At 41.1% G+C, this 22788-nt stretch carries 21 protein-coding genes and 1 pseudogene; 10 read left to right on the forward strand and 12 right to left on the reverse strand.

Features of this window, described 5'->3' with window-relative positions; all coding sequences use genetic code 11:
* Positions 1-668 precede the first annotated feature (668 nt).
* Positions 669-1478 carry a hypothetical protein gene (locus tag NKI27_RS03970; protein WP_265048400.1) on the forward strand — a complete coding sequence of 270 codons (810 nt, stop codon included), beginning with the start codon at positions 669-671 and terminating at the stop codon, positions 1476-1478.
* Between the two features lie 616 nt (positions 1479-2094).
* On the opposite strand, the gene NKI27_RS03975 is transcribed toward NKI27_RS03970, so the two are convergent.
* Positions 2095-2253, reverse strand: coding sequence for a hypothetical protein (locus NKI27_RS03975; RefSeq protein WP_265048401.1), 159 nt, complete (start codon positions 2251-2253; stop codon positions 2095-2097).
* A gap of 95 nt (positions 2254-2348) precedes the next feature.
* Positions 2349-2573 (reverse strand): annotated as a pseudogene (locus tag NKI27_RS03980) (DEAD/DEAH box helicase); the annotation flags it as partial.
* Between the two features lie 127 nt (positions 2574-2700).
* On the opposite strand from NKI27_RS03980, the gene NKI27_RS03985 reads away from it, so the two are divergent.
* Positions 2701-3687, forward strand: coding sequence for a transposase (locus NKI27_RS03985; protein WP_265048402.1), 987 nt, complete (start codon positions 2701-2703; stop codon positions 3685-3687).
* Positions 3688-4004: 317 nt separating this feature from the next.
* The gene (locus tag NKI27_RS03990; RefSeq protein ID WP_265048403.1) at positions 4005-4532 is read left to right on the forward strand and encodes a lysophospholipid acyltransferase family protein; all 528 of its coding nucleotides are present in this window, start codon (positions 4005-4007) and stop codon (positions 4530-4532) included.
* On the opposite strand, the gene NKI27_RS03995 is transcribed toward NKI27_RS03990, so the two are convergent.
* From NKI27_RS03995 to NKI27_RS04005, 3 genes are all read right to left on the reverse strand, one after another.
* Positions 4527-5087 carry a hypothetical protein gene (locus NKI27_RS03995; protein WP_251813085.1) on the reverse strand — a complete coding sequence of 187 codons (561 nt, stop codon included), beginning with the start codon at positions 5085-5087 and terminating at the stop codon, positions 4527-4529. The genes NKI27_RS03990 and NKI27_RS03995 overlap by 6 nt on opposite strands.
* Positions 5088-5181: 94 nt before the next feature.
* Positions 5182-6366 carry an alkane 1-monooxygenase gene (locus NKI27_RS04000; protein WP_251813086.1) on the reverse strand — a complete coding sequence of 395 codons (1185 nt, stop codon included), beginning with the start codon at positions 6364-6366 and terminating at the stop codon, positions 5182-5184.
* Between the two features lie 16 nt (positions 6367-6382).
* Entirely contained in the window at positions 6383-7423 is a 1041-nt protein-coding gene (locus NKI27_RS04005; protein WP_265048404.1) for an NADH:ubiquinone reductase (Na(+)-transporting) subunit F, read from the reverse strand.
* 171 nt (positions 7424-7594) lie between these two features.
* Here NKI27_RS04005 and NKI27_RS04010 point away from each other — a divergent pair, with 171 nt between their 5' ends.
* Positions 7595-8599, forward strand: coding sequence for an AraC family transcriptional regulator (locus NKI27_RS04010; RefSeq protein ID WP_251813088.1), 1005 nt, complete (start codon positions 7595-7597; stop codon positions 8597-8599).
* Positions 8600-8683: 84 nt separating this feature from the next.
* Here the strand turns inward: NKI27_RS04010 and NKI27_RS04015 are convergent, their stop codons facing one another.
* Positions 8684-8932 (reverse strand): cold-shock protein, encoded by a 249-nt coding sequence (locus NKI27_RS04015; RefSeq protein ID WP_265048405.1) that lies wholly within the window; start codon positions 8930-8932, stop codon positions 8684-8686.
* Positions 8933-8971: 39 nt separating this feature from the next.
* Here NKI27_RS04015 and NKI27_RS04020 point away from each other — a divergent pair, with 39 nt between their 5' ends.
* The 4 genes from NKI27_RS04020 to NKI27_RS04035 all read left to right on the forward strand — a co-directional run bounded on the left by NKI27_RS04020 (position 8972) and on the right by NKI27_RS04035 (position 12018).
* Entirely contained in the window at positions 8972-9958 is a 987-nt protein-coding gene (locus tag NKI27_RS04020; RefSeq protein WP_265048406.1) for a transposase, read from the forward strand.
* A 313-nt stretch (positions 9959-10271) separates the two neighbouring features.
* The gene (locus NKI27_RS04025) at positions 10272-10787 is read left to right on the forward strand and encodes a helicase-related protein (protein WP_265048407.1); all 516 of its coding nucleotides are present in this window, start codon (positions 10272-10274) and stop codon (positions 10785-10787) included.
* A gap of 19 nt (positions 10788-10806) precedes the next feature.
* Complete coding sequence (locus tag NKI27_RS04030) at positions 10807-11040, forward strand: hypothetical protein (RefSeq protein WP_265048408.1); 234 nt, start codon at positions 10807-10809, stop codon at positions 11038-11040.
* A gap of 459 nt (positions 11041-11499) precedes the next feature.
* Positions 11500-12018, forward strand: coding sequence for a hypothetical protein (locus NKI27_RS04035; RefSeq protein WP_265048409.1), 519 nt, complete (start codon positions 11500-11502; stop codon positions 12016-12018).
* Positions 12019-12233: 215 nt separating this feature from the next.
* On the opposite strand, the gene NKI27_RS04040 is transcribed toward NKI27_RS04035, so the two are convergent.
* From NKI27_RS04040 to NKI27_RS04050, 3 genes are all read right to left on the reverse strand, one after another.
* Positions 12234-13340 (reverse strand): hypothetical protein, encoded by a 1107-nt coding sequence (locus NKI27_RS04040; protein WP_265048410.1) that lies wholly within the window; start codon positions 13338-13340, stop codon positions 12234-12236.
* Positions 13341-13495: 155 nt separating this feature from the next.
* Positions 13496-13798: a hypothetical protein gene (locus NKI27_RS04045; RefSeq protein WP_265048411.1), complete on the reverse strand. Its 303-nt coding sequence runs from the start codon at positions 13796-13798 to the stop codon at positions 13496-13498.
* A gap of 653 nt (positions 13799-14451) precedes the next feature.
* Complete coding sequence (locus tag NKI27_RS04050; RefSeq protein ID WP_265048412.1) at positions 14452-14727, reverse strand: hypothetical protein; 276 nt, start codon at positions 14725-14727, stop codon at positions 14452-14454.
* 356 nt (positions 14728-15083) lie between these two features.
* On the opposite strand from NKI27_RS04050, the gene NKI27_RS04055 reads away from it, so the two are divergent.
* Entirely contained in the window at positions 15084-15497 is a 414-nt protein-coding gene (locus NKI27_RS04055; RefSeq protein ID WP_265048413.1) for a DUF6088 family protein, read from the forward strand.
* Complete coding sequence (locus NKI27_RS04060; protein ID WP_265048414.1) at positions 15463-16398, forward strand: nucleotidyl transferase AbiEii/AbiGii toxin family protein; 936 nt, start codon at positions 15463-15465, stop codon at positions 16396-16398. The genes NKI27_RS04055 and NKI27_RS04060 overlap by 35 nt, the downstream gene beginning before the upstream one ends.
* Before the next feature lie 806 nt (positions 16399-17204).
* Here NKI27_RS04060 and NKI27_RS04065 read toward each other — a convergent pair.
* The 3 genes from NKI27_RS04065 to NKI27_RS04075 form a co-directional block, all read right to left on the reverse strand.
* On the reverse strand, positions 17205-18674 hold the full coding sequence (locus NKI27_RS04065; protein ID WP_265048415.1) for an SMP-30/gluconolactonase/LRE family protein: 1470 nt from the start codon (positions 18672-18674) through the stop codon (positions 17205-17207).
* A gap of 221 nt (positions 18675-18895) precedes the next feature.
* The gene (locus NKI27_RS04070; RefSeq protein WP_265048416.1) at positions 18896-21385 is read right to left on the reverse strand and encodes a DEAD/DEAH box helicase; all 2490 of its coding nucleotides are present in this window, start codon (positions 21383-21385) and stop codon (positions 18896-18898) included.
* Between the two features lie 630 nt (positions 21386-22015).
* Positions 22016-22741, reverse strand: a complete 726-nt coding sequence (locus tag NKI27_RS04075; RefSeq protein WP_265048417.1) for a hypothetical protein — start codon at positions 22739-22741, stop codon at positions 22016-22018.
* Positions 22742-22788: the final 47 nt, after the last annotated feature.

A 22788-nucleotide genomic window follows, 5' to 3' on the forward strand; every position in this document is an offset into this window, starting at 1 on the left:
ACGAATCTAATATCACGTTTACGTGCAAAATGGGTGTATTTGCGCTGCTCTAGTCGACCGATGCATATTCCAGCACACTCGATCACCCTCGTTCCACTAACCCGATCACTCGTTTTACTCTTGTAGGTTTCTTTAAATTAAAGAGGAAACAGGTAACCTTGATGCAATACCGGTTTTCCCGCCTAAATTGCTCGTTACTGCATTGATACTCTAGATCAAGCACAGGGCATGAGGCAGATTACCATCATTACGAATTGGAGGTCACTGTTATTCGGCGTTAACATGACTAAGCATACAACTAGAGGCGACTTAATACTCAGTTGCCTCTAGTCACTTTTAATAAAAACAACATTCCTAAAAAACATTATGTGACATAGCGCACACATATAACCATCAATTAAAAAATCAACTTCCCACTACGTCCACCACTAGAAACATCATAGGCTTTGTTTTATATATCAATCAAGATGAGCAAATAAGCTATTAATATCAACGTGATATATGCCTTACTTCGATAATATTTTGCACTTGGAATTCGGATAGTAATTAACAAAAAATACGAAACGGATGAAAACGGAATCAACAACGGATGGAAACGGTATTCCCAAAAAGAAAAATCATGTATTAAATAAGAACCGGTCTCAAAAACATCAACTGGAGCGGTAATTATGACACAACCTATTATGAACAATTTACATTTAATTAAATCGACTGAAGAACGCAAAACATTCATCGATATAGCGCATGAGTTTTCTAACCAGACGTGCGAAATTCCAAAAAAGACGTTTGAAGAAGGATTTGCTAAAGCTGCCGGATTCAGGAGTGTCTCTGAAATGGAAGCTCAATATGCATTTGTTATAGACACAGAAGTTGCGTACATAAAATTTCAGGATTATTTCGAAAACGACAAGAATATTAAACTACCAGAAAACTCTCTTTTTGAGGTTGCTAGGAAGATTGGCTCGTTTTTCCCCATTGTCCCGAGTGAAGACTCATCTGTATATTTATATATATTTTGGCAGAACGGCGTTTTGTCATCACCATACATCAAAGACCAAAGAGATAACCTCATTTATCACCCAAATACTGCAACAGGTTATAAGGTGCCAGGCATATTAACGAAAGAAAGTTACACAGCTTTGGGTCAGAAATTAACTCACGTTGTTATCCAGGCACAAACAGAAGTCTTAGAAACAGGTCGAGTTAGTGACGCATCAAGGGAACAAGCAAAAACAATCATCAACTCCCACGATTATCCAAAATCTCTGGATCGAAGCTACTATCTTTTTTCCAAAAAATTCGACTTAAGTGAGATAACCCTACCAAATGTAATTGACGTTAAGGTTATTTGGAATTTGGTGGGCCTTATGCTAATCGATTTACCAAACGCATCACCACTGGCGCTTTTTCAGTATGTCTTGGGGGAAAAGTATATTTTAAACAATGAGCTAGGTTCTCCAAAAAAAGCTGTGCACTAAAAAAAACGCTGCCGTGGAAAATTTACTCGCTAACGCTCCTAAATTTCTGCAGAGCGCGGCGTTAAACGAGGCTTGGGTTCTCGACGCTAGTGCAACACCCTGCGTCGAATCCAGTCACCTAGATTGACAAAGTTGAAGTAACCTGGTTTTTGATCCAGCTAGAATAAGATGCAATCTAAAACAATAACACTTGAAAATCTCGTTATGAAATACGATTCTCGGATAGCGGATTTGCAGTGAGACTGAGACATTTCGCATTTATTGGCAATGTCTGCTTTTTTGAAAGCTGCCATTATATGTAATATGTAAAAATCAACTTGTCGGCTCTTCGATCAAATTAATTGACCAGAAAAATCACCGATTACGGTCCAAACCTACCAATTTAAAATTCTTCAGTATGTCGATAAAATGAGCGTGGAAAAAATGTCCTGTTTTCTTCTAAAGCGACAAGCCCACGACATCAAACAAAATGTAATCCTATTTCCTATTTTTGGTAAAAAAATAGCGGCAAATAACTGCGAGTTTGGTGCGGCGCTAACAACAGATACACCATGTGTTCTAAACTATCTCGAAACGCTGGGATTTGAGGTGAGGTGGATTGAAAGAATTGACCACCTCACATCTTGAATCGTGTTGTCAGCGTCTTAGCTTGTCTTACACGTTGCATGACATCCGGTTGATCTTCTTTTCGAATGTGAGCCTGAGTGAGCTTTGCTTTGATAAGAGGAGTGACTTTTTCAATATCACTCTTGGTTCGAGAGTGTGCTAGATACACATCTGCAATTTCCTGTGTGCTCGCGTTTTTGTCTTTTCGTAAGAGTTGGATAACCTCTTAAGTAAGTGCCATTCGACTCTGACCCTAATTAGTTAAAACAACAAAGTATCTACTTCTGGGATATCGACGCCTTCATTAAAAATATCGACAACGCAGAGAACATTAATGTTTCCTGAGCGAATAGCCTGCTGCTTTTGCTGACGCTCGTGACTATTATCACTGGTCAGTACATCAGCATTGATCCCTTTCAGCAATAATTGTTTTGCCATGTATTGCGCATGCTCTTTGCTCACGCAGAAAGCTAATGCTTTCATTTCTCTAATGTCTGTCAATATCTCCCAGATTACCTAGACACCCATCATAACAGTTGACAGCCCAACCAAAATACTGGATATTTAACCAGCACACTAAAACTAAAATAAGTTTGAAGTAAAAGGACTTTACCTCATGCCTAAAGCCAGAAAAACGCTCATATCTCTTGAGGATACCCCCTATTACCATTGCGTTTCCCGCTGTGTTCGCCGTAGCTTTCTATGTGGTGAAGACAAGCTAACAGGGGCCAATTATGAACATCGCCGCCAATGGGTAGAAAAAAAACTTATTATCCTATCTGGCGTATTTGCGATTGATCTCTGTGCTTACGCGGTAATGTCTAACCATACCCATGTTGTCTTAAGGGTAAACAAATCTAAAGCGGAATCATGGACAAACCGCCAAGTCATTGAACGTTGGCACCAACTATACGCCGGTAACTATCTCTCTCAACGTTTTATGGCGCGACAATCACTAGGAGTAGCTGAAAAAAAGCAACTCGATACTTTCGTTCAAGCTTGGCGTGAGCGCCTCTTCAGCATCAGCTGGTTTATGCGGAATTTAAACGAGCACATTGCTCGGCAAGCAAACCGTGAAGATAAGTGTACTGGTCGGTTTTGGGAAGGTCGCTTCAAATCTCAAGCACTACTTGATGATAAAGCATTAGCCGCCTGCATGGCCTATGTTGACCTAAACCCTGTCAGAGCTTGCATGGCTGATACCCCAGAAACCTCAGACCACACCTCAGTCAAAGAACGGATTAGATGTACTCAGAACGCCGAACGAATTCACCAACCTAAGCATCTGTTAGCGTTTGTGGGCAACCCACGACAAAATATGCCTGATGGCCTACCCTTTGAACTTAACGACTATTTAGCGCTGGTCGATCTGACAGGCAAGGTATACAGAAATGATAAACGAGGCAGTATTAATCAACACCTTCCGCCACTATTGGAACGTTTGTCATTAACGCAAAATCAATGGGAAGCGCTCACCCGAGACTTCGAAAAGCACTTCTCTTATTTTGTAGGCAGCGCTAACTCAATTAAAGTGGCTTATCAAAGGCAAGGTTATACACGGAGCCCAGGACTACGTAGCTGTTTAGCGCTACTTTCACCCTAGTTACCTCTCACATATATATAAACATTAGGGAGACCTAAGGCGTTCCCCTACTCGTTAATTAGCTGTAACCACCTAAATATCGGCAGAGGCTCTCTTTGACGCTAGCATTATTCGTCAAACGGCTCAAATTCTATTATTTTCAGTCAGCATTAATTGTTTATTGCCTCTTTCTTAAAGCGTCGTTTAGGTATTTGTATTTTTATACGATGGGTGTCTGGTTAATTTGTGGTTAGTTTTGGTTAATTTGTTTATACGATGGGTGTCTGGTTAATTTGTTAATCAAGATGCCCGATGCGGTGCTAAAACTGGTTGAGAGAATGAATTACTCTGAATTTATGAATAACATCATTCACAATCGAGCCGATAACTTTACAGCTGTGACCAATCGACTTAATGAAAACGAGTGGAAAGAGCTGGATCAATACCTGAATACCATTAAGCAGAATAAAGCCCTTGATGAACTTGATGCCGCAGACTATTACCTATTTAAAAGTCTGATGCATGAGCCCTTTTTGATCTTTCCAGAAGGCTCTCGATCATATAACGAGGAAAATGGTGATATCACCATGAAATACGTTAACCCTCGCTTTATGCAGGCTTACCTCCGCCCCGGCGATGTCATTTTGCCTATCAATATTGTCGGTGGCTCAGATATCACCAATGGTTGGAAACTAAGCCCTGCAACGCTCGGTGTATCGGTGGCAAAACCTTATAAGGTCACCGCTCAAATGATCGAAAATTACGAGACTGAAGGCCTGAATGTAATGCGAACGATTGCGGCATTACCCAATATCAAAAATGTTCATTTTGATGAAGACGTACAATCTCGAAAAAGAAGATTATAACCTCACTATACGGTCATAAGTGTTCTGTCTATCTGGTGATAAATCATGACGATCAACATCAAACTGCTTAAAATCCTTAGCCACCATTTTTTGGAGTGTTTCAGGCGCCAACGCCAGAACATCCAGTAATTTTAGCGGGTACGTTTCAAAACAATAACTCAGCACATCAATGGCCATTTTCTTCTTTAAGTTTTTAAGGATATCTGCGGCCAGCTCTTTATCTAGATAGACCGAGATATCTCCCACATATGACACAGGCAAACCAGATATAACCCCCATGATTTGCTTCATACTGAGCTCCTGAGTAATCATTGCCGCAATGGAAGGAGAAAAATACCGGGGGATCATCGGACATAAAATCATGTTAGGAATATATTTCATTAACATCGCGAGGGATTTAAACATATTCACAAGAGCTTCTTCTTCACGCCTCAGCACGTGCTCCATAAACTCACGGAGGTGATTCACTTGGGCTGGAGTCAGTTCATCTAAAAACTCTGGCGACTCCCCAAGTGAAATCTCAACAAAATACTCTAAATTGCGTTGATGCTGCATGACAATGAAACTCCTTTAAATACGTTAACACTTTATTATTTTAGTGACCCCTTACAGTGCCAATTGAGACGTTTATCGTAAGGGGGAGATACCTCTAATTAACTGGATACAGCGGGTCATTTACCGCATTCATAAAGGCTGGAATGCCGCTTCTCTCATTCGCCGATTTTGCCAATTCCAGCTCTTCTTTTGATGCGTATTTTCTATCCCAAGCGAGCACCTTGGGTGTCATTAAGTGATGCCAAAGCGGCGGTATAAGTGCCACGATAATGGTCGTTAAGTAGCCATTCACCATCATAGGCGCATCTGAATAGGGCCTTAGGTCTTGATAAGGTACATTTCCATCTGCATGGTGGTGAGAATGCCGAGTAAGATTAAACATCGCCCAAGAACTAATACGCTTGTTAGTATTCCAGGAATGTCTTGGTTGAACCGCTACATCGGGATTTCTCACCATCCCGTAATGCTCCATATAGTTAACAATTTCCAATAGAGACTTACCCCATAACCCGCAAGCGATAAAAAACAAACAAGCCTCAAGGCCACCCATTAAAAATGCCACGACAACAAGTACCAAGCTCATTAAATGCCCTCTTATCACGCCATTACTCAGAGAAAAAGGTCCTTTACCGTGCTTACCGAGCCGTTCTTTTTCTAGCGCCCAAGCGCTTACATTGCCTTTAATCGTTGATGCAATAATATGAAAATAGACATTACGACCTCGAGGGGCTGTCGCAGGGTCATTAATGGTTGAAACATAACGATGATGACCGTAAACATGCTCAATAGAAAAAATCGTGTCAAAACTAAACGATAATAACCAGCGCCCTACCAGCATCGAAATAGGGTCCCAAGTTCTATGTGTTAACTCATGGGCGGTGATCGTACCAACCATGCCAATCATCAATCCCGTCACGATAAAGGTTAATATAGAGTGATACCATTGGCTGCCCTCTCTTGCGGCAATCACATCATAACCGGTCAAATGGCTTATCAATGCACCAAACCCTAAGGGGTCTCCCGAGCAAACACTCCAGACGGCAGAGAAGACGATTAACGAAAGCAATGGCAATGCAGCCCATAACTGAACAGTCAGGATTGCGGGGTGCTTAAAGGTAGGTGTTGAAGTGTCGTCGCCACATACGGCATCTCCCAACATATAGGCTATTAATATAATCAGTAGCCCCGCGGTCACATAGTGCCCCCCCATTAAAATAGCGCAAAGAGCAGCCAAACCGATGGCATGAAACAAGAAGTATTTTAAATATTGAAAAATCATATACGTTACCCTTCCCTTAATTAGCATCGGCATATACGGAGACAAACCGGTCTGTATAAATTTCACTGTGATCGATCCCCATTGACGCTAGTTTTTCAACGCAGTCATCGACCATCACTGGAGGCCCACATAGATAAGCTTGGGTGCTTTCGGTGCCATATCTTTCAAGATATTCGCCGACAAAACCTCTCGCGCCTTGCCATGTACTTTCTTCAGGTTCTGAAGACAACACGGGTACAAAGTTAAAGGTGTTAGGCCATGAGCTTGCTATTTCGGCCATATCATCCAAACAATAAAGATCGGCTTGTGTTCGAGCCCCCAACAGAACAGTGACGGGGCGGTTGCACTGCTCATCTTTAGCTTTTTGTAAAATAGACAAAATAGGGCCTAAGCCACTCCCTCCGGCAACCATCAGCATATGCTTGTCAGCAGGCCTTAGAAAAAACTCTCCCATGGGGCTATCGATCTCTACGGATTCATCGACAACACGATGGGTGTTAATAAACGTAGAAAGAACCCCTCCGGGTACATGACGGATAAAAAAGCGAACAATATTATTTTCTACGTCTGGTTTTGAGGCAAAAGAATAAGCGCGTGAAACGCCCGGCAAACAGTCCAGTGATAACATGGCATACTGGCCCGCCTTATAGATCACCACCTGATCCAGCTGAATCTCTAGCATCGTAATATCATGCGTTAGTCGCTTTTGATCAATGACCTTGCCCCTGATTTGTCTATTCGCGGCTTTACTGAGATCAACTTCAATGGTGACATCTGATGATTTAGGTATGCTCTGACAGGCTAAGATATAGCCCTCTTGCACTTCTTCAGCAGAGAGTAAATAGCTCGCATCTGAAAATGCTTTTACCTTCCCGCTGGTCAACTTGCATTTACAAACCGCACAGCCACCCACTTTGCAGCTATAGGGGAAGTTAATTCCATTACGCAATGCGGCCGTAAGTATTGTTTCTTTTGACTTAACCGCCACATCTATTTGATTGATTTGCATGGCCTTTGGGCCACTTGAAAAAAAAGAAAGCATGGTTATAGGCTCCATTATTGTTACCTGACAACCAGTTTAATAGAACCGCCTCGCCTCATAGGTGGCTTTTTTTGACACTTAACAGTCTTTTTATGACAAAATAGGGTCATTAATTGACAAATAACATATTTCTCTCTTTTTAAAACATCAAACGCTTGCTCACAAACACAAAAAGGGGGTTCTGCAGTGAATCTTAATGATATAAAAATCCCTGGCGTCTATCTTTTTGCCCTTTCTGAATGTATGGACGACTTCGGTATAGAACCTTTTCGATGGCTTAAGGGAAGTGGATTCACAAAAATTGACTCTTCGTTTATCGAATCTTCTATTGACTTCCCTGTTTTCAGAACGCTCGTTCTAAGGGCCGTTAGATGCTCAAAAAATCAGGCATTAGGTATATCGGTGGGGCACCGTCTATCACTACAATCTCACGGTGTTCTCGGTTTTGCATTAATGAATTGCGATAACTTGCTATCAGCGATCAAGTTGGTTGAGCAATATATTTCTATTCGTATGCCATTGGTAAAACTAACGGTAAATTATCAAAATGGTCTATTTATCGCTTTATTAGAAGAGAACATTCCTCTTAATGATCTACGGATTATTATTTTTGATGCCATATTAGTCACCATTAAAGCCGCGCTTGACCAATTAATGCCCAGTTTGAAGAAAGACCTGACCTTATGCTTTCCCTACGCTCGCCATAAAAATGTGCCGTACGGAAATTTAAGTGAATGTACTCTGCAATTTAACGAACCGGCTGCCTCAATTCAATTCTCGCAACACTACCTGAGTGAGCCGATTCCTTTTGCCAATCTAGCGGGGTATTTAGAGGCTGAAATGCTTTGCTCTAAAGAGCTTAAATCACTAGAACACGAGACAACGTATAAAAGTAAGATCAAACAGAAACTTTTAGAAAACACGGAGTTTCCCACTCAAACTGTTATGGCATCTTGGTTCAATATGACTTCTAGAACATTACATAGACGATTAATAGCAGAAGGGACATCTTATCGAGAAATTCTCGAAGAAGTAAAACAAGCGCTGGCAATCACTTATCTAGCCAACAGCAAAATGACCATTAAAGAAATAGCTTACTTTCTTGGCTATGAAGATGATAGAAACTTTAGTCGTGCATTTAAGCGTTGGAAAGGCCTGTCTCCTTCCAAATACCGCTCACTCAATTTATAGGCGTGGTGACAACAAGAAGCCAAGGCATTAAACATGACCTTGGCTTCTTGTTCGGTTTACTCGTAACGTTACGCTACTAGCAACCTATAATGGTATAACATTAGTCGCACAAGGCCCTTTCTGCCCTTGCCCTTCTTCATACTCTACTTGCTGACCATCATTTAGTGTTGCATAACCCGATGTTTTTATTTCTGAGTGGTGAACAAAAAGGTCTTTACCGCCCTCTTCTGGCGTAATGAAACCGAAACCTTTATCTGCATAGAGTGAATTACCTAGACACCCATCATAACAGTTGACAGCCCAACCAAAATACTGGATATTTAACCAGCACACTAAAACTAAAATAAGTTTGAAGTAAAAGGACTTTACCTCATGCCTAAAGCCAGAAAAACGCTCATATCTCTTGAGGATACCCCCTATTACCATTGCGTTTCCCGCTGTGTTCGCCGTAGCTTTCTATGTGGTGAAGACAAGCTAACAGGGGCCAATTATGAACATCGCCGCCAATGGGTAGAAAAAAGACTTATTAGCCTATCTGGCGTATTTGCCATTGATCTCTGTGCTTACGCGGTAATGTCTAACCATACTCATATTGTCTTAAGGGTAAACAAATCTAGAGCTGAATCATGGACAAACCACCAAGTCATTGAACACTGGCACCAACTATACGCGGGTAACTATCTATCTCAACGCTTTATGGCTGGACAAACACTAGGAGTAGCTGAAAAAAAGCAACTCGACACTTTCGTTCAAGCTTGGCGTGAGCGCCTCTTCAGCATCAGTTGGTTTATGCGAAACTTAAACGAGCACATTGCTCGGCAAGCAAACCGTGAAGATAATTGTACTGGCCGATTTTGGGAAGGACGCTTCAAATCTCAAGCACTACTCGATGATAAAGCATTAGCCGCCTGCATGGCCTATGTTGACCTAAACCCTGTAAGGGCTTGCATGGCTGATACCCCAGAAACCTCAGACCACACCTCGGTCAAAGAACGGATTAGATGTACTCAGAACGCCAAACGGATTCACCAACCTAAGCATCTGTTAGCGTTTGTGGGCAACCCACGACAAAATATGCCTGATGGCCTACCCTTTGAACTTAACGATTATCTAGCACTGCTAGATCAGACGGGTAAGGTATACCGAAATGATAAACGAGGCAGCATTAATCAACACCTTCCGCCACTATTGGAACGTCTATCATTAACTCAAGATCAATGGAAAGCGCTCACCCGAGACTTCGAAAAGCACTTCTCTTATTTTGTTGGCAGCGCTAACTCAATTAAAGTGGTTTATCAAAGGCAAGGTTATACACGGAGCCCAGGACTAAGTAGCTGTTTGGCGCTACTTTCACCCTAGTCTAACACCACATATATAAACATCAGGGAGACCTAAGGAGCTCCCCTGCCTGCGAATTAGTTTTAACGACCTAAATACTGGCAGAGGCACTCTCTGAAGCGAATATTATTAGTCAAACTGCTCAAATCCTATATTTATTGTCAACGTTAAGTGTCTATTGCCTCTTTCTTGAAGCGTCGTTTAGGTTTTTGTATTTCTTTTCGGTGGGTGTCTTGTTAGTAGCACCCATCAGGATATAGAGAAGAGGGCGCCGATACCTCATAAAGCGAAAGAATTCTTAAGGCAGGCTGAGTTATCGTCAAAATTCTCAGCAATGCTCGACTTACTAAAAGAAATTAAGCGTAAGAATGAAAAGGTTCTTATATTTGCGTCGACTAAAAGCGTCCAAGCATACGTGGCCGCAATTGTAGGGGTATTGTTCAAGATCCCGGTAGAAATCATTAACGGTGAAACGAAAGCTGTTGCGACGAAAAAGGACACGGCAACACGCAAAGCCATCATAGATAAATTCCAGGAACAAGACGGCTTCGCAGTTATCGTTATGTCACCGGTCGCTGCAGGTGTTGGATTAACGGTTACCGGTGCCAATAACGTCATACATTTAGAACGTCATTGGAATCCGGCCAAAGAAGCGCAGGCTACTGATAGGGTATATAGGATAGGCCAAAAGAAAGACGTTAACGTTTACATACCCATGGCTCTTCATCCTACTCTTAAATCTTTTGATCTTCAGCTTAACAGCCTGTTGAGTAATAAGATCGACTTAAGCGATGCTGTTGTTTCAAATGCTACAGTAGAAGCGGATGATCTTATGAGCTGTTTTAGTTAGTTTTTAAAAGGAGGTTGGTATGTCTGATGGTACAAGTGAGGAGTGTATCGAAGATCAAAAGTTAGACCCTTTTCTAATACATGAAGCGTTGGATAGGTCGAACCTGGTACTCGATCAACTGGAGAGGGCTCTAGGCGAAAACTCCGTTATTCAAAATGACAGGGAAACCAAAGCGCTTTACGACAAGGCAGTCGAAAGTCTAGCAGATCTTTATCAACTGCTCGGCCAGAAGTCGTTTGCATATCGAGGGTGAACGTTTAACAGGCATTTGTTAATCATCCGTCGTTTTTCTTAAATGAGTATGAGGCTCGCTAGAGTGTTTGACCGATCATATAACTACTGCGTCTAGCGAGTTTTTAGATATTTAGTTTTAAACCTGTGTGGACTTTCTTCTCGTGGTCGAATTGATCGTGCTACTCCAAGCTTATCTTTCTCCCTCGGTCAAAAAAGAGTCATAAACCTACTACCCTAGTTGTTTTATCAAGCAATACCTTTTCCGCAAACACACCTTGCTATAGAAATATCTACAAAATATAAGTTTATTTGATGACTAGGTGGAGAGGTATGCTATTGAAAATAAATGGGAAAACATATAATTCGGACGGAAACCGAATCGACATCGGAAGGAAACGGAATATACACTCGAACTCTTCCACCGTATTCTATTACTGAGCGCTCAATTTTATTCAAATTTTTAACACAGGTAATAGATATGCTTATTAAAGTTCCAGATACTGATTATAGTGCGCTCAGTGATTACAAAGAGGCCTTAGAGCTGATATCTGAATTGTCTTACAACAGAAAATCTAAATCGTATGCAAAGTTGACTAGTTGGTGCATGATTATAGAGGGTGTTGATGATGAAAAAACAGGCCAGGATAAGTTTGTTGGGCAAACCATCAAATCGAATCAGGAAATCGACTTAAAAGAAGGCGCAGTAATAGCGCAGTGCGATAATCTCTGCATTAACGCTAGGTTTTATATGCGCGATCGCAGAGCGTGCGCACCAAGGTCGACGATATATCTCAATCTCTATCAAGTCCGTGAGGGCGAATTAAAATGTGTGTATTGTGATGAATCTAGAGCGTTTAAAACGTGGGATAAAAGACTTGCCAAAGCTATTAAGGGTTTGGAGTCAATTACTTGGCCAGCTGTAAACGGACAAATTAAAGAGCATTCCTGTTCTGATGAAACTATCGATGAAAGTGAAGCTGCTAAAATGTGCTGTTAAATAGGAGCTTCGATTGAATATTCACCAACTCAGCTTTTCATGGCTATTTAAGGATTTAGACACTCGCTAATTTTCTTGCATATAAATGAGCAATGGTAAAATGTCTAAATCAGCGATGATTATTCATGGTTGGTACTCCTCCAATAGGGGAATCTGGCTTGAGTGCCTGACTGATCATCAGGTAGTGGTCTCAAGCCTTATTTCTGATACCTAGCCTAACGATATCTTTCAGCAAAAACGGCGAACTCACTTACTGGAATTAGTTTATGTGTCTCATCATTAATTCCTAACGTTATGTTCTCGAACTCAAAAGGAAACCCCATGACAACTCCTGGGATGCTGATTTTGCATTGAGTGTTCGGGTTTACTAATACAGTCCAATTGTCATGTGATGTGAATACGCAACCATCAAGTACCGCAGGCTGTCCCAGTGGATTAATTGCAATTTGATAGCTCGCTCCATTTCCTGTTGTAATTCCATATTTATTTAGTGCTGTATATTCGACTGGCTTCTTATCAGTGTTGTTAATTGAGATATTGAGTACTACACCTCCAATGGCCTTGTCGATATATCTGAGATCAAACGAAGGTTGTTGCTTAGTGTCTGAAATGTATTTAGACACGACATTACTAAGCGCCTTAGCATTTTCTCGTGCTTTTTTAGCATATTCGTCAATCGCGATGTCTTGCTGAGTTTGCATGTAGTTAGATTTGTCGATTGCCAGATACAAAGGTGGTTTTGGGTGTGAGCTATTTGTTTCGCTAACTGTACCAAAGAAGGAATAAATAAAATGGTATTGAAAGAGCCCTGTGCTCTGATCGTGCGTAGCGCAGATGCCATGATCCGCTGCGCTAGGAAAGGTGACTGATTTTTTATTGTAGGCCATCGAACCTTGAAGGTTTAAACCTGGTATTCTTCCTGAGCCAATGCTTAAAGGCGATGTACTAACAACCTTACCCTGGCTTGCCATTAATTGATGCTCAACAAAGTCAAGCCCCAAGCTTTTCACAGCATAATCAGCAGTAAGATAATAGGGCTTATTTGACGGATAAGTAAATAAATCGCCTTTGTGTTGAAGTGTACAAATATGACGTATATCAGAGGCTAAACGTTTGATGTCTGATGCATAAGCTGCATCGGAAAATCTATAACTTTCTACGTTACCATCTCGTTTTTTATCGGTCTCATAGTAACCAATGAGCTTGATTAAATAGTCGTCAATGCTTGTAACCGTAGAAATATTAGGAGGGGTTTTAGCGGGCGTGGAAGCGCACGCAGATAGCATAATAAATACGAAAATAACTGAAAATTTTGATAACATTTTTCCTTCCTTTTTATATGATTCGTCCGTTGATAATTGCTTGTTAGGCAAGACGGATATTACTGTGTTTCTCGAAGTGAACTCAATGTGCGAGTTCACCTAATTTGTTGTAATTAATGAATAATATGTCTATTTGGCGAAAGCTTTTTCTCATGTTAGTGCAAACGACCAGTTAGATTTGGCGCGAAGACGCCTTCAAATTTAGCTACAAATGCGGTTTGCATAACCAACAGGGCGGTAATGACGCAGGCATCTCGCTGTGAGGGGTGAATATGACGCATTCTCGACAACGTCATTTGAATTAGTAATTCCTCGTCTAATTCTCCTGTATCCGGGCACCTAGGAGAAGTCCTTTTCCACTCATCATAGATATACACCATTTCATTGACATCTTGCTGCCTGGTTGGCCATGATGTTTCGGTTAGCCATTGAGTCACTTCATAATTTTCTTCTTGCATTGTGCTTCTCCTATAAAAACCTAAATGTATCAAAGGCGCGAGATATGCAAGTTTTGGTGATAGTCGTAATAGATGTGTTTGATTGGATTCGTTTATCAAGCTTGCATAATTCTGATATGAGGTAGCATCAGAATTTTGAGGGTTTGATATGTCCAATACCGACGAGAGAATAATTTGCCACCATTGCGGAAAACGCATTACTCCGCGCCTTTCATTTAGATATGGAGAACCGCATCATTCCTGGTGCCCATATTGTAAAAAGCGAGTTGATGATGACTCTGATCCCGCGATATTTTTTATTGTGCTATCCGCAATATTAGCGGTATTGTATTTTTTATGAGAATACACCGGTGGGCAATGTCTTAAGTGTCAGTTTGGGCCCCTAAGACCAGCAGGCAGTCAATAGATTCGTTTTGTTTACTATTCACTTCATAATCTTGCACATCATATAATTTATCTTCCACTTCTATTCTCCTAACTGATAGATTAGCTAACTTATCAGGTAGCGGAATAATGCAAGTTATAATTTCTTTGTACAGTATTACGTGTTGATCGGTGTTTGGTTTCGAGAAAATGCAGATTGTATGAAATTATCAACCGGCCTTCAGGTGAAAGGCCGCTTTGAAAATCAGCGGCCTTGTTCTTCGCAGATACTAGTGATTGTAGATCCACTTGCAGCCTTGCGCAGTGCGATCTAACAAGTCGAAGGGCATATTGATTTTATTTGCCAGTGCGGCTTTATTTCCATGGTCCAGGTTGAACCATTCTAAGATACTCTCAAATGTTGGCAAGTCTCTTATCTTCTCGATTTTTTCGTTAACATATGCCGGGTCATTTGGGTATTGAGCCTTAAAAACTTCTATAAGCCCCCAACAAATCAGATTGTTCACCATAATTTTGTTACCAAGCACGTCTTGAGTAAAGAACATTTTCTAGTTTCCTTTTTCGTTTATTTACTGATTGATTCGCCACTATTCCTACCAAAATGTTTGTTCTGCTGTATTAGTAGGGTGTGCGCATTAGAAATATTGAACCGTATCTAACGGTTCAAATAGATGTTAACGAACTGGGAATGCGGAAAAGTTCGAAATACTTGTGAAGTTCGTGAGAATAAGAACTTTAACGATTATTCGATTGTCTAATTTCGAGATTTCATTAATTAAGATTCGTGATTCATCGCTAAATGGCAGGAATCTTGATAAAAAGCCACTTTGGGCGTATATTCTACTAATCTATATGTCTTATTTATGTATCTCGAGATGTCTTATTTTTGTAGGAAATATCAATGGCGCTTACGTCGTTAAAGAGCAAAATTAAATATCGAATTAGTCGAAGTAAAAATACTGTTTTTACTCCTAAAGACTTTTTTGATCTTTCTGATCGGGACCAGGTTAGCCGGGTCTTTAGGCAGCTCGTGTCTGAAGGATTGGTTGTTAAGTTTGGTCAGGGGCTATATGCGAAAGCTAAACGCTCTAAATTGACAGGTAAGATTGTGCCTATTAAACCTCTTCCAGAAATCGCAGAAGAAGCGCTAACCCAGAAGCTTAATGTTAAAGTTGTCAGTTCTGCAGAAATGATGAACTATAACAGTGGAAAAACGACTCAAGTACCTACTGGTCGAGTGATTGCAGTGAAAGGGCGTGTATCAAGGAAGATGGCTTTCGGTGGGAAGTCTATTAAATATCAATATGTCTCTTGACCCTGAAATTATTAACGACATTGCAATCGAGCTTGGTGTAGATCCGGCATTTGTCGAAAAAGACTGGTATGCGGTACAAGTTCTAAAAAGCTTAGCGACACATCAAAGTGATGAAATTACGACGATATTTTCGGGTGGTACGAGTCTATCTAAAGCTCATGGGCTTATTCAGAGGTTTTCCGAAGACTTGGATTTTAGATGTCTCTACATAAATGAAAGCTCGGGAAATAAACGTAAGTCTATTAGAAGAGATTATCGGGCCAGTATCCTTACGTCGGTAAAGGGCGTTGATTCTATTACACTCGAAAATGATAACGTTCTAGCGGCAAGTAACTATATAAAATTTCCACTAGCGTACCCACAAAACCATTCCAGCCATGCGTCATTGCGACCTCATCTAGAAGTTGAGTTTAGTTTCACCCAGCCGAGGCTTGTTCCAGAGTTGAAGCCGGTTCAATCATTAGTTTCTACATTTACCAATGGTAAACCTGAAGCCCGCATTCTATGTTTGTCACCCATCGAAACTGGTGCCGACAAAATAAGCGCATTGACATGGCGAGTATTAAGGCGCGATAGGGCACTAGAAGGTGATGATCCTACTATGATTAGGCATTTACATGATCTCGCCGCGCTTAAACCGCTTCTGATTGGGAATCAGGATATGTTCGCTGGAACGGCTTTAGAGTCATTTGAACAAGATCAGCAAAGCGGAAGGCGAGAAACAGACGCAGGCTTTTATAAATCAATGGAAATGGCTTTAGATGCCCTGAGTAGTGATTCGCTTTATAAAACAGAGTATTCTCAGTTTGTGGATGCAATGTCTTACGCTGATGATGGTGAAAGAATTGACTTTTCAGAAGCGAAAGATAACTTTGCAGAACTAATTGCCCTGTTTAAGTGAGAATATGCTCTCACATTTCTCTCTAATGAGTTAGCGCATTTCTTGTGTTAAAGGAGCATAAGATTCCTGTAGAAAAAGATCTGATCCTGGGACAAATTTGGGACATATCCCAGTCCAAACAAGACCTTTATAGTCCATTTTGAATCCCGTATAGAACGAAACAATGCGGTCTAGAGAGGACTGAGAGGCTATGCTCAGGGTTCTCGACGCTAGTGCAACACCCTGCGTCGAATCCAGTCACCTAGATTGACAAAGTTGAAGTAACCTGGTTTTTGATCCAGCTAGAATAAGATGCAATCTAAAACAATAACACTTGAAAATCTCGTTATGAAATACGATTCTCGGATAGCGGATTTGCAGTGAGACTGAGACATTTCGCATTTATTGGCAATGTCTGCTTTTTTGAAAGCTGCCATTATATGTAATATGTAAAAATCAACTTGTCGGCTCTTCGATCTAAATCGATCAAATTAATTGACCAGAAAAATCACCGATTACGGTCCAAACCTACCAATCTAAAATTCTTCAGTATGTCGATAAAATGAGCGTGGAAAAAATGTCCTGTTTTCTTCTAAAGCGACAAGCCCACGACATCAAACAAAATGTAATCCTATTTCCTATTTTTGGTAAAAAAATAGCGGTAAATAACTGCGAGTTTGGTGCGGCGCTAACAACAGATACACCATGTGTTCTAAACTATCTCGAAACGCTGGGATTTGAGGTGAGGTGGATTGAAAGAATTGACCACCTCACATCTTGAATCGTGTTTGAAGGTTTAGCAGGTATTTATTTTCTAATTCACCCTGTCAAAACGGCAACGAAATAACCCCAGTAGACTCCCATACCTCTTTCAATGAATTCGACGATTCAAAATCGATCAAAAACAGTTTGTAATAGTCGTGATCTACACCCAAACGATAACGGCTACCATGCCATCCCAAATAAACGTATGGCACTTCATACTCACCGTAATTCAGTACTTCACTTCCACTCTCTGGCTCATATTTAGCTATGTAGCCGTTAGTAGTTGCTACCCCATCAAAAGTGCGGTCTTTGGTTAGAACGATTTCTACTGAGTCCGACCAGCCAATAATGTTGAACGTCGCATCATCGATTGTTGTTGTGTTGCCGGTTGTTGTGTCGTAGATTTTGGCTTCAGCTTGGTCTGAGGTCCATAGTTTGTCTTGCATGTGAAAAACACTAAAGGTTTGGTCTGAAGATTCAATCAACGGTGTTATTGTACCGGTGGCTAAAGATATTTCGTAAACTATCGCCCCTGTAGCAGACCTGTCTACTAAATAGGCATGACTTTCGTCGATTACAATTACGGCTGTAGAGTTCAAACCGAGGGTTGCGACCGTGCTCAGTGATCCAGTTGTTGGATCGTATTGCAGTAACTTTTCATGTGAAGAAATATAAAGCATACCGTTAGCAGTCTTCATGTCTATGTTACTTTGTTCTAGATCAACTCCTCCCGTAAACGTAAAACTACCGTCCACCAGAGACGAGAAAGGAGCGAGAAATAGTTCGTCATTGACAACAATAAAAATACTCTCGTTTAGAGTGGGCCCCCACAGGATATTATTAGAAATGTCATACCTAGCGGTGACCTGCATGATGGATTGGTCAAAAATAGCAGTTTTGCCGTCTGTGTCGGTGAAATAGCTATAAGTGTTATCCGCAATATCATTCACTATTATTCCACCATCAAAGCCTTTTATTATTTCTCCTGAAATAGGGGTTAGTGCTTGGGGTGAGGCATTGTTGTAATTTAGCGTGTAATATTGGTCGTCGGATGAGCAGGTGCTGTCAGCCCCATTGTCTCGAATGAGTAACAAGTTTTTGGTCCCATCCTGTGATGGAGTTTTATGCTGTAGTTCGCAAAGATCGGTCACAATGGGAGAGCTCGCTAGAGCATATTTATTTTCAGTAGCTGAGTCTGTTCCCCAAATCTTTTCACCTTCAACCCAAACTATCGAATGTATCCACTCATTATTGCCCAGTGGAAGAGCAGGGTGGCTTACATAATTCGTCACAGGGGATGAGTTTAGCTTTTTTGGTGCTGGGCTGGCCGCAACAGGGTTGAGTTGGTATAAGTTTTTTAATGAGCTGCCAGACGTGGGGCGGTCAGTAAAAAGCAGAAATTCTTGGTTGCTGTTGGTTGGGGGAGGAATCTTAGGGCCATCACCTCCCTCAGCAGGTTTGTTCGAGTCGCCACCGCAGGCGATTAATAGAGAGGAAATTATCGATAGAGTGAGTGGTTTTATATATTGCATTTGATGCGATCCTTTTTCTTTATAATGACATCCGTATCGTAACATTATGAAAAATAATACAAATTTTGTCGACAAAATAAAGGCAAAGAAGCACTAATTTAATGAAAAAATAGTAAATCACCAATTCTATAATTGGTATCGATTTGCCGTGTCAGCATTAATTTATGGCGAAGGCGCGTCTAGGCGCCTTCGGTTCGGTCTATAAATGTATGTGAACGTTTTTAGGTGAGATGAAGGGTTTCATTGGCGGGTACGGAGCGTATTATGCCATTTTGGTTCGTGGGCATTGGAGATGGGCCAAATAGACTCGAAAATAGTTGGGCCCTATTATTTTCATTCAATTCTTTGGGGACTTGTAATTGAGATTCTTCACCCAATATGTCATTAATTAGCGACAGTTTCCTATCAAGAATTTTGGTGATGTGATAATCCAGAGAAATACCAGATTGAGGATCAATTACCCAGTGAACGATCTGGTATCCGTTGCCTTGTTGTCCTATTCTGTGGCCTCTGTCCTCTGCCTGAATCATAGCGGCCGGTACCCAGTCGGATTCGACGAAAATACACAGGCTTGCCCGTGTGAGCGTCAATGACTCTCCTGCGGAACGAATTCCCCCGATAAACACGTTTATTGCCCCGGTTTGGAAATCGGTTTCAGCTTTTTTTCTATTTACTGGGGATGTCCTGCCATCTACAACCTTGTTGGTAATGTCTCGGGAGTTTAGCTGACGAGATAGTTCGTCACTTACCTCTCGGTGCGCGCAGAAGACAATACAACAACCATTCTCTGCTACTGCGTTGCAAATATAATCGGTTAGTTGGCCATCTAGTAATTTTATTTTTCCTACCAAAGTTCTCGCGAGCTCTATACAGTTAAATGCGATGTCCTTTAAGGCACTACGTTCTTCCTGTGTTTTTTGCCTGAATGAATCCATGTAGTTCTGTTTTGCCAGTGAAATCCAGTGTCTATATATCTCAATCAGGTTGTCCTCATCGTGCGTTACATCCGGTATGACATTAATCCATTGCCTGATTTTCGGTGGTAACTGAGTCAGCACCTCTTTTTTTATTCGTCGAATCATAAAGTCCTGGAGGAACTCTTTTACGGTATTACGGCAAGCTCGTTTGTCATTATATGCCAGCAATGTAGCGTCACTGAGAGCCCTCTCGCACAGAATAGATAATAATGTCTCTGCCTCTTTAACGTTGTTTCGAATTGGAGTGCCTGTAAGCAAGGCGATTTTATCAATGTGCTGTAGTAGAGAATTGGCCGCGATAGTGCGTTTGGCTCTCCCATTTTTTAGGTAGTGAGCCTCATCCGCTATAGCGAGATCGAAATCAAATTGTTTTAGTCGATTAATTCGAGAATTTTCCATTCTCTGGTTTATTTTGTTGATTTTTCTCGAGGTTTGATCAGATAGCCCATCGATATGCAGAGGTCGTGCAATAGTAACGTTGAGTGCGCCAAAACGGTTAATAGTTATCTTAATTGAGCTGTCAATTTTGGCTGCTCTTTTGATTATAACCTGATCTGGTTTGTCATCGACTTTGATTGTCGATGGATTTTCTGACAGCATGTCATACGAAATGATTACCCATTTCGAATCGGGGCAAATTTCTGTATCGCTAGATGAAATACATTGGATTTTCTCTTCCTGGCCCAACCAACTTATGATTTCTGACAACCAAACGTACTGGGCCACAGCTGGAGTTAGGATAAGGATTTTTTGAGCATCTATACCTGATGCAAAACCAATTGCCTGCGCGGTTTTTCCTGTACCCATCTCGTCAGCATTTAGGATTCTACCACCGTTATCCGCCGCAAACTGAATACCGTCTCGTTGGTATTTATAAAGGACTTTCCCATTAACTGCTGGAGAGCTCCAACCAGGGATGTTTTTATGGTTGAGAAGGATTTTATTTGAGTCAGGGGTTTCCTGTTGTTGAATAACAACCGGAATACCTGCCTCCTCTATAAAATTTTTCCAGTTTGGCCACTCGCTCGTTCGCAATGTTATAGCGCCGTTCCAAGGTATAGATCTTTTCGGGAATTCACCTCCGTAGTTTGCCCATTGCCAACTCTGTCCCAGCTTGAGCCGGAGTAGATAATGACGTGGGTCTATATGCGGCTGACATTCAATAGATGTCACTCTTTTATCAAGTTGAATTTTGACGGGGTGGGGAGGGTGATTGATTTCCTCAATTGATGCGCCTTGGGCTTGATAACTTTCTATATTGTGATTGAAATCATGGAGGTAGAGGATTGGAGCATTTTCCCAAAACCTTTCGTTATTATACTGGTCTTCAGTTGACCACATGCTTTCCAGTCGTGCTCTCGCGAACTCAGAGTCATTAGAGTAAACACAGCCCATTTCATTTGAGAATCGTATGATCCTGAGTTTTATTCCATCGTGAATTTTATTTTCGTCTAGTACATCGTAATCTCGAAGCAGCTTTTTTGAAGGTGGAAAATCTAGAAACTCTCTGATTTTTTCTTCAGAGTTTGACTCCCAATATCGGCCATTCCATTTTGATGATTTTTTCACCCTGCGATACAGATATGAGTGTTCAGGATCACTGAGATCCCATTTGATTCCTGTTTTGTTGTAAATGACAAACTTTCCTCTGGGAGCTGGAAAGCTTCGTTCTGCGTCGATAGCAGATTTATAGATGGTTTCGCTTTGAATAGAGGGTTGTTTCGAATTAGTCATATTTTTCCCTTGTCGAATAATAAGGGTCGTAAGACCCGAGGATTACCAAGGGCATATATTCGAACATGGGTTTTATGCGTGTTTAGGCTCTAAACACCCGCCGTGCTAGCTCCATCCTGTATGAATGGATCTACATAAGTGATAGGCGGTTAAGACCAATCCTAAAACTTTTTTACGGACAGCAAAATCCCAGAACCAGTAAAGAAATGGTGTGAATATATACTCATGTCATCCCTCATAATTCAGGGAAAATAACTCAATATTATGAGTCTTGACGGTGATAATTCCACGATTGTGGAAAAACGTAGACATAGCCCGTCAACTATTTCGGAGATAGACAGTGTCCATAACCGCTACTTAACGCTCAGTACGTTACGTCAGAAAATGGCTAAATGCAACAAGAAATGATCGAAATATAGACGGTTATTAATGTGTTTAGCAAAAATACTTTTCAGTATTGAAGTGACGCCCACGTCCCACATGGACAATAAAACTTACTTTCACTAATAGAAATTGCCCAATTTATCGAGATTAGGGACGTCAGCGTCACTTTTATGCCGCTGACGTCCCTTTTTCCGGATGCAGGTACTGAAATTTTACGAGCAGGGACGCTGACGTCACTCAACCCAGTCAAAAGTAAACTTTCTCGCTATCAGAGAATATTTCATCAAGCGTGTCCTGCTGAGATTCGCTTAATCCTTCTGGGGCATCCTCAGTTTCTGTAGTTGGTCGCTCATAGAAATCGTTAAATAGAGAGAGGCCTCTGCTAACGCACAGAGGGTCCTGATAAAATGTTGCCACGAATCCATCCAATAATAGGTCTGATAGGTTGTATTCAGACAGGGTATTTGAGTTCAGTATTTTATGTATCGCATTCACTGTTTGGTATTGCTGGCGACAGAATCGAAAAATATGCTCCATTTCTAGAACCGACTGGATGAACGGATTGTTTTTGTTGGTGAATGTTCGTTTGAAATCCGTTGCAGAATAGTTTTTACCGGTTTTTTTTACCTCCCGCACAGTCCAGCTTTTATTGGAAACCCGACTGTCGTATGAGCTGTTGATATACTGTAGCCACCTAAATGTCGAATATTTCCGGTCAGAACCCATTTTTTGTCTAACTGAGGGAAATATAAAAATGCGGTCCCGTTGACTAACCTCGCCGTTGTATTTCTCACATAGTTGCTTATAGGATTTTGCTGCTTTATCAGCAATGTCAATGATATTTTCGTGAATGCTATTTGCTATGTTTAGAAGATCATTTTTGTTATTTTTCAGGTCTTTTGCAAACAGTTTTATTTCGTCACTATTGACAATATCTGTCAGAATTTTTGGTTCGTATTTGTATGAGCTCATTATTTGGTTTCCTGTATTAGCTGGTTGTTTTAATCGTGACGCATCCA

The sequence above is a fragment of the Alkalimarinus alittae genome, from assembly GCF_026016465.1.
GTDB lineage: Bacteria > Pseudomonadota > Gammaproteobacteria > Pseudomonadales > Oleiphilaceae > Alkalimarinus > Alkalimarinus alittae.

What these genes read in the sequence shown, in the direction of transcription:
- NKI27_RS03970 (WP_265048400.1), top strand. Translation starts at nt 669, where the DNA reads ATGACACAACCTATTATGAACAATTTACATTTAATTAAATCGACTGAA.
- NKI27_RS03985 (WP_265048402.1), top strand. Translation starts at nt 2,701, where the DNA reads ATGCCTAAAGCCAGAAAAACGCTCATATCTCTTGAGGATACCCCCTAT.
- NKI27_RS03990 (WP_265048403.1), top strand. Translation starts at nt 4,005, where the DNA reads ATGAATTACTCTGAATTTATGAATAACATCATTCACAATCGAGCCGAT.
- NKI27_RS03995 (WP_251813085.1), bottom strand. Translation starts at nt 5,087, where the DNA reads ATGCAGCATCAACGCAATTTAGAGTATTTTGTTGAGATTTCACTTGGG.
- NKI27_RS04000 (WP_251813086.1), bottom strand. Translation starts at nt 6,366, where the DNA reads ATGATTTTTCAATATTTAAAATACTTCTTGTTTCATGCCATCGGTTTG.
- NKI27_RS04005 (WP_265048404.1), bottom strand. Translation starts at nt 7,423, where the DNA reads ATGGAGCCTATAACCATGCTTTCTTTTTTTTCAAGTGGCCCAAAGGCC.
- NKI27_RS04020 (WP_265048406.1), top strand. Translation starts at nt 8,972, where the DNA reads ATGCCTAAAGCCAGAAAAACGCTCATATCTCTTGAGGATACCCCCTAT.
- NKI27_RS04025 (WP_265048407.1), top strand. Translation starts at nt 10,272, where the DNA reads ATGCTCGACTTACTAAAAGAAATTAAGCGTAAGAATGAAAAGGTTCTT.
- NKI27_RS04030 (WP_265048408.1), top strand. Translation starts at nt 10,807, where the DNA reads ATGTCTGATGGTACAAGTGAGGAGTGTATCGAAGATCAAAAGTTAGAC.
- NKI27_RS04035 (WP_265048409.1), top strand. Translation starts at nt 11,500, where the DNA reads ATGCTTATTAAAGTTCCAGATACTGATTATAGTGCGCTCAGTGATTAC.
- NKI27_RS04040 (WP_265048410.1), bottom strand. Translation starts at nt 13,340, where the DNA reads ATGTTATCAAAATTTTCAGTTATTTTCGTATTTATTATGCTATCTGCG.
- NKI27_RS04045 (WP_265048411.1), bottom strand. Translation starts at nt 13,798, where the DNA reads ATGCAAGAAGAAAATTATGAAGTGACTCAATGGCTAACCGAAACATCA.
- NKI27_RS04050 (WP_265048412.1), bottom strand. Translation starts at nt 14,727, where the DNA reads ATGTTCTTTACTCAAGACGTGCTTGGTAACAAAATTATGGTGAACAAT.
- NKI27_RS04055 (WP_265048413.1), top strand. Translation starts at nt 15,084, where the DNA reads ATGGCGCTTACGTCGTTAAAGAGCAAAATTAAATATCGAATTAGTCGA.
- NKI27_RS04065 (WP_265048415.1), bottom strand. Translation starts at nt 18,674, where the DNA reads ATGCAATATATAAAACCACTCACTCTATCGATAATTTCCTCTCTATTA.
- NKI27_RS04070 (WP_265048416.1), bottom strand. Translation starts at nt 21,385, where the DNA reads ATGACTAATTCGAAACAACCCTCTATTCAAAGCGAAACCATCTATAAA.
- NKI27_RS04075 (WP_265048417.1), bottom strand. Translation starts at nt 22,741, where the DNA reads ATGAGCTCATACAAATACGAACCAAAAATTCTGACAGATATTGTCAAT.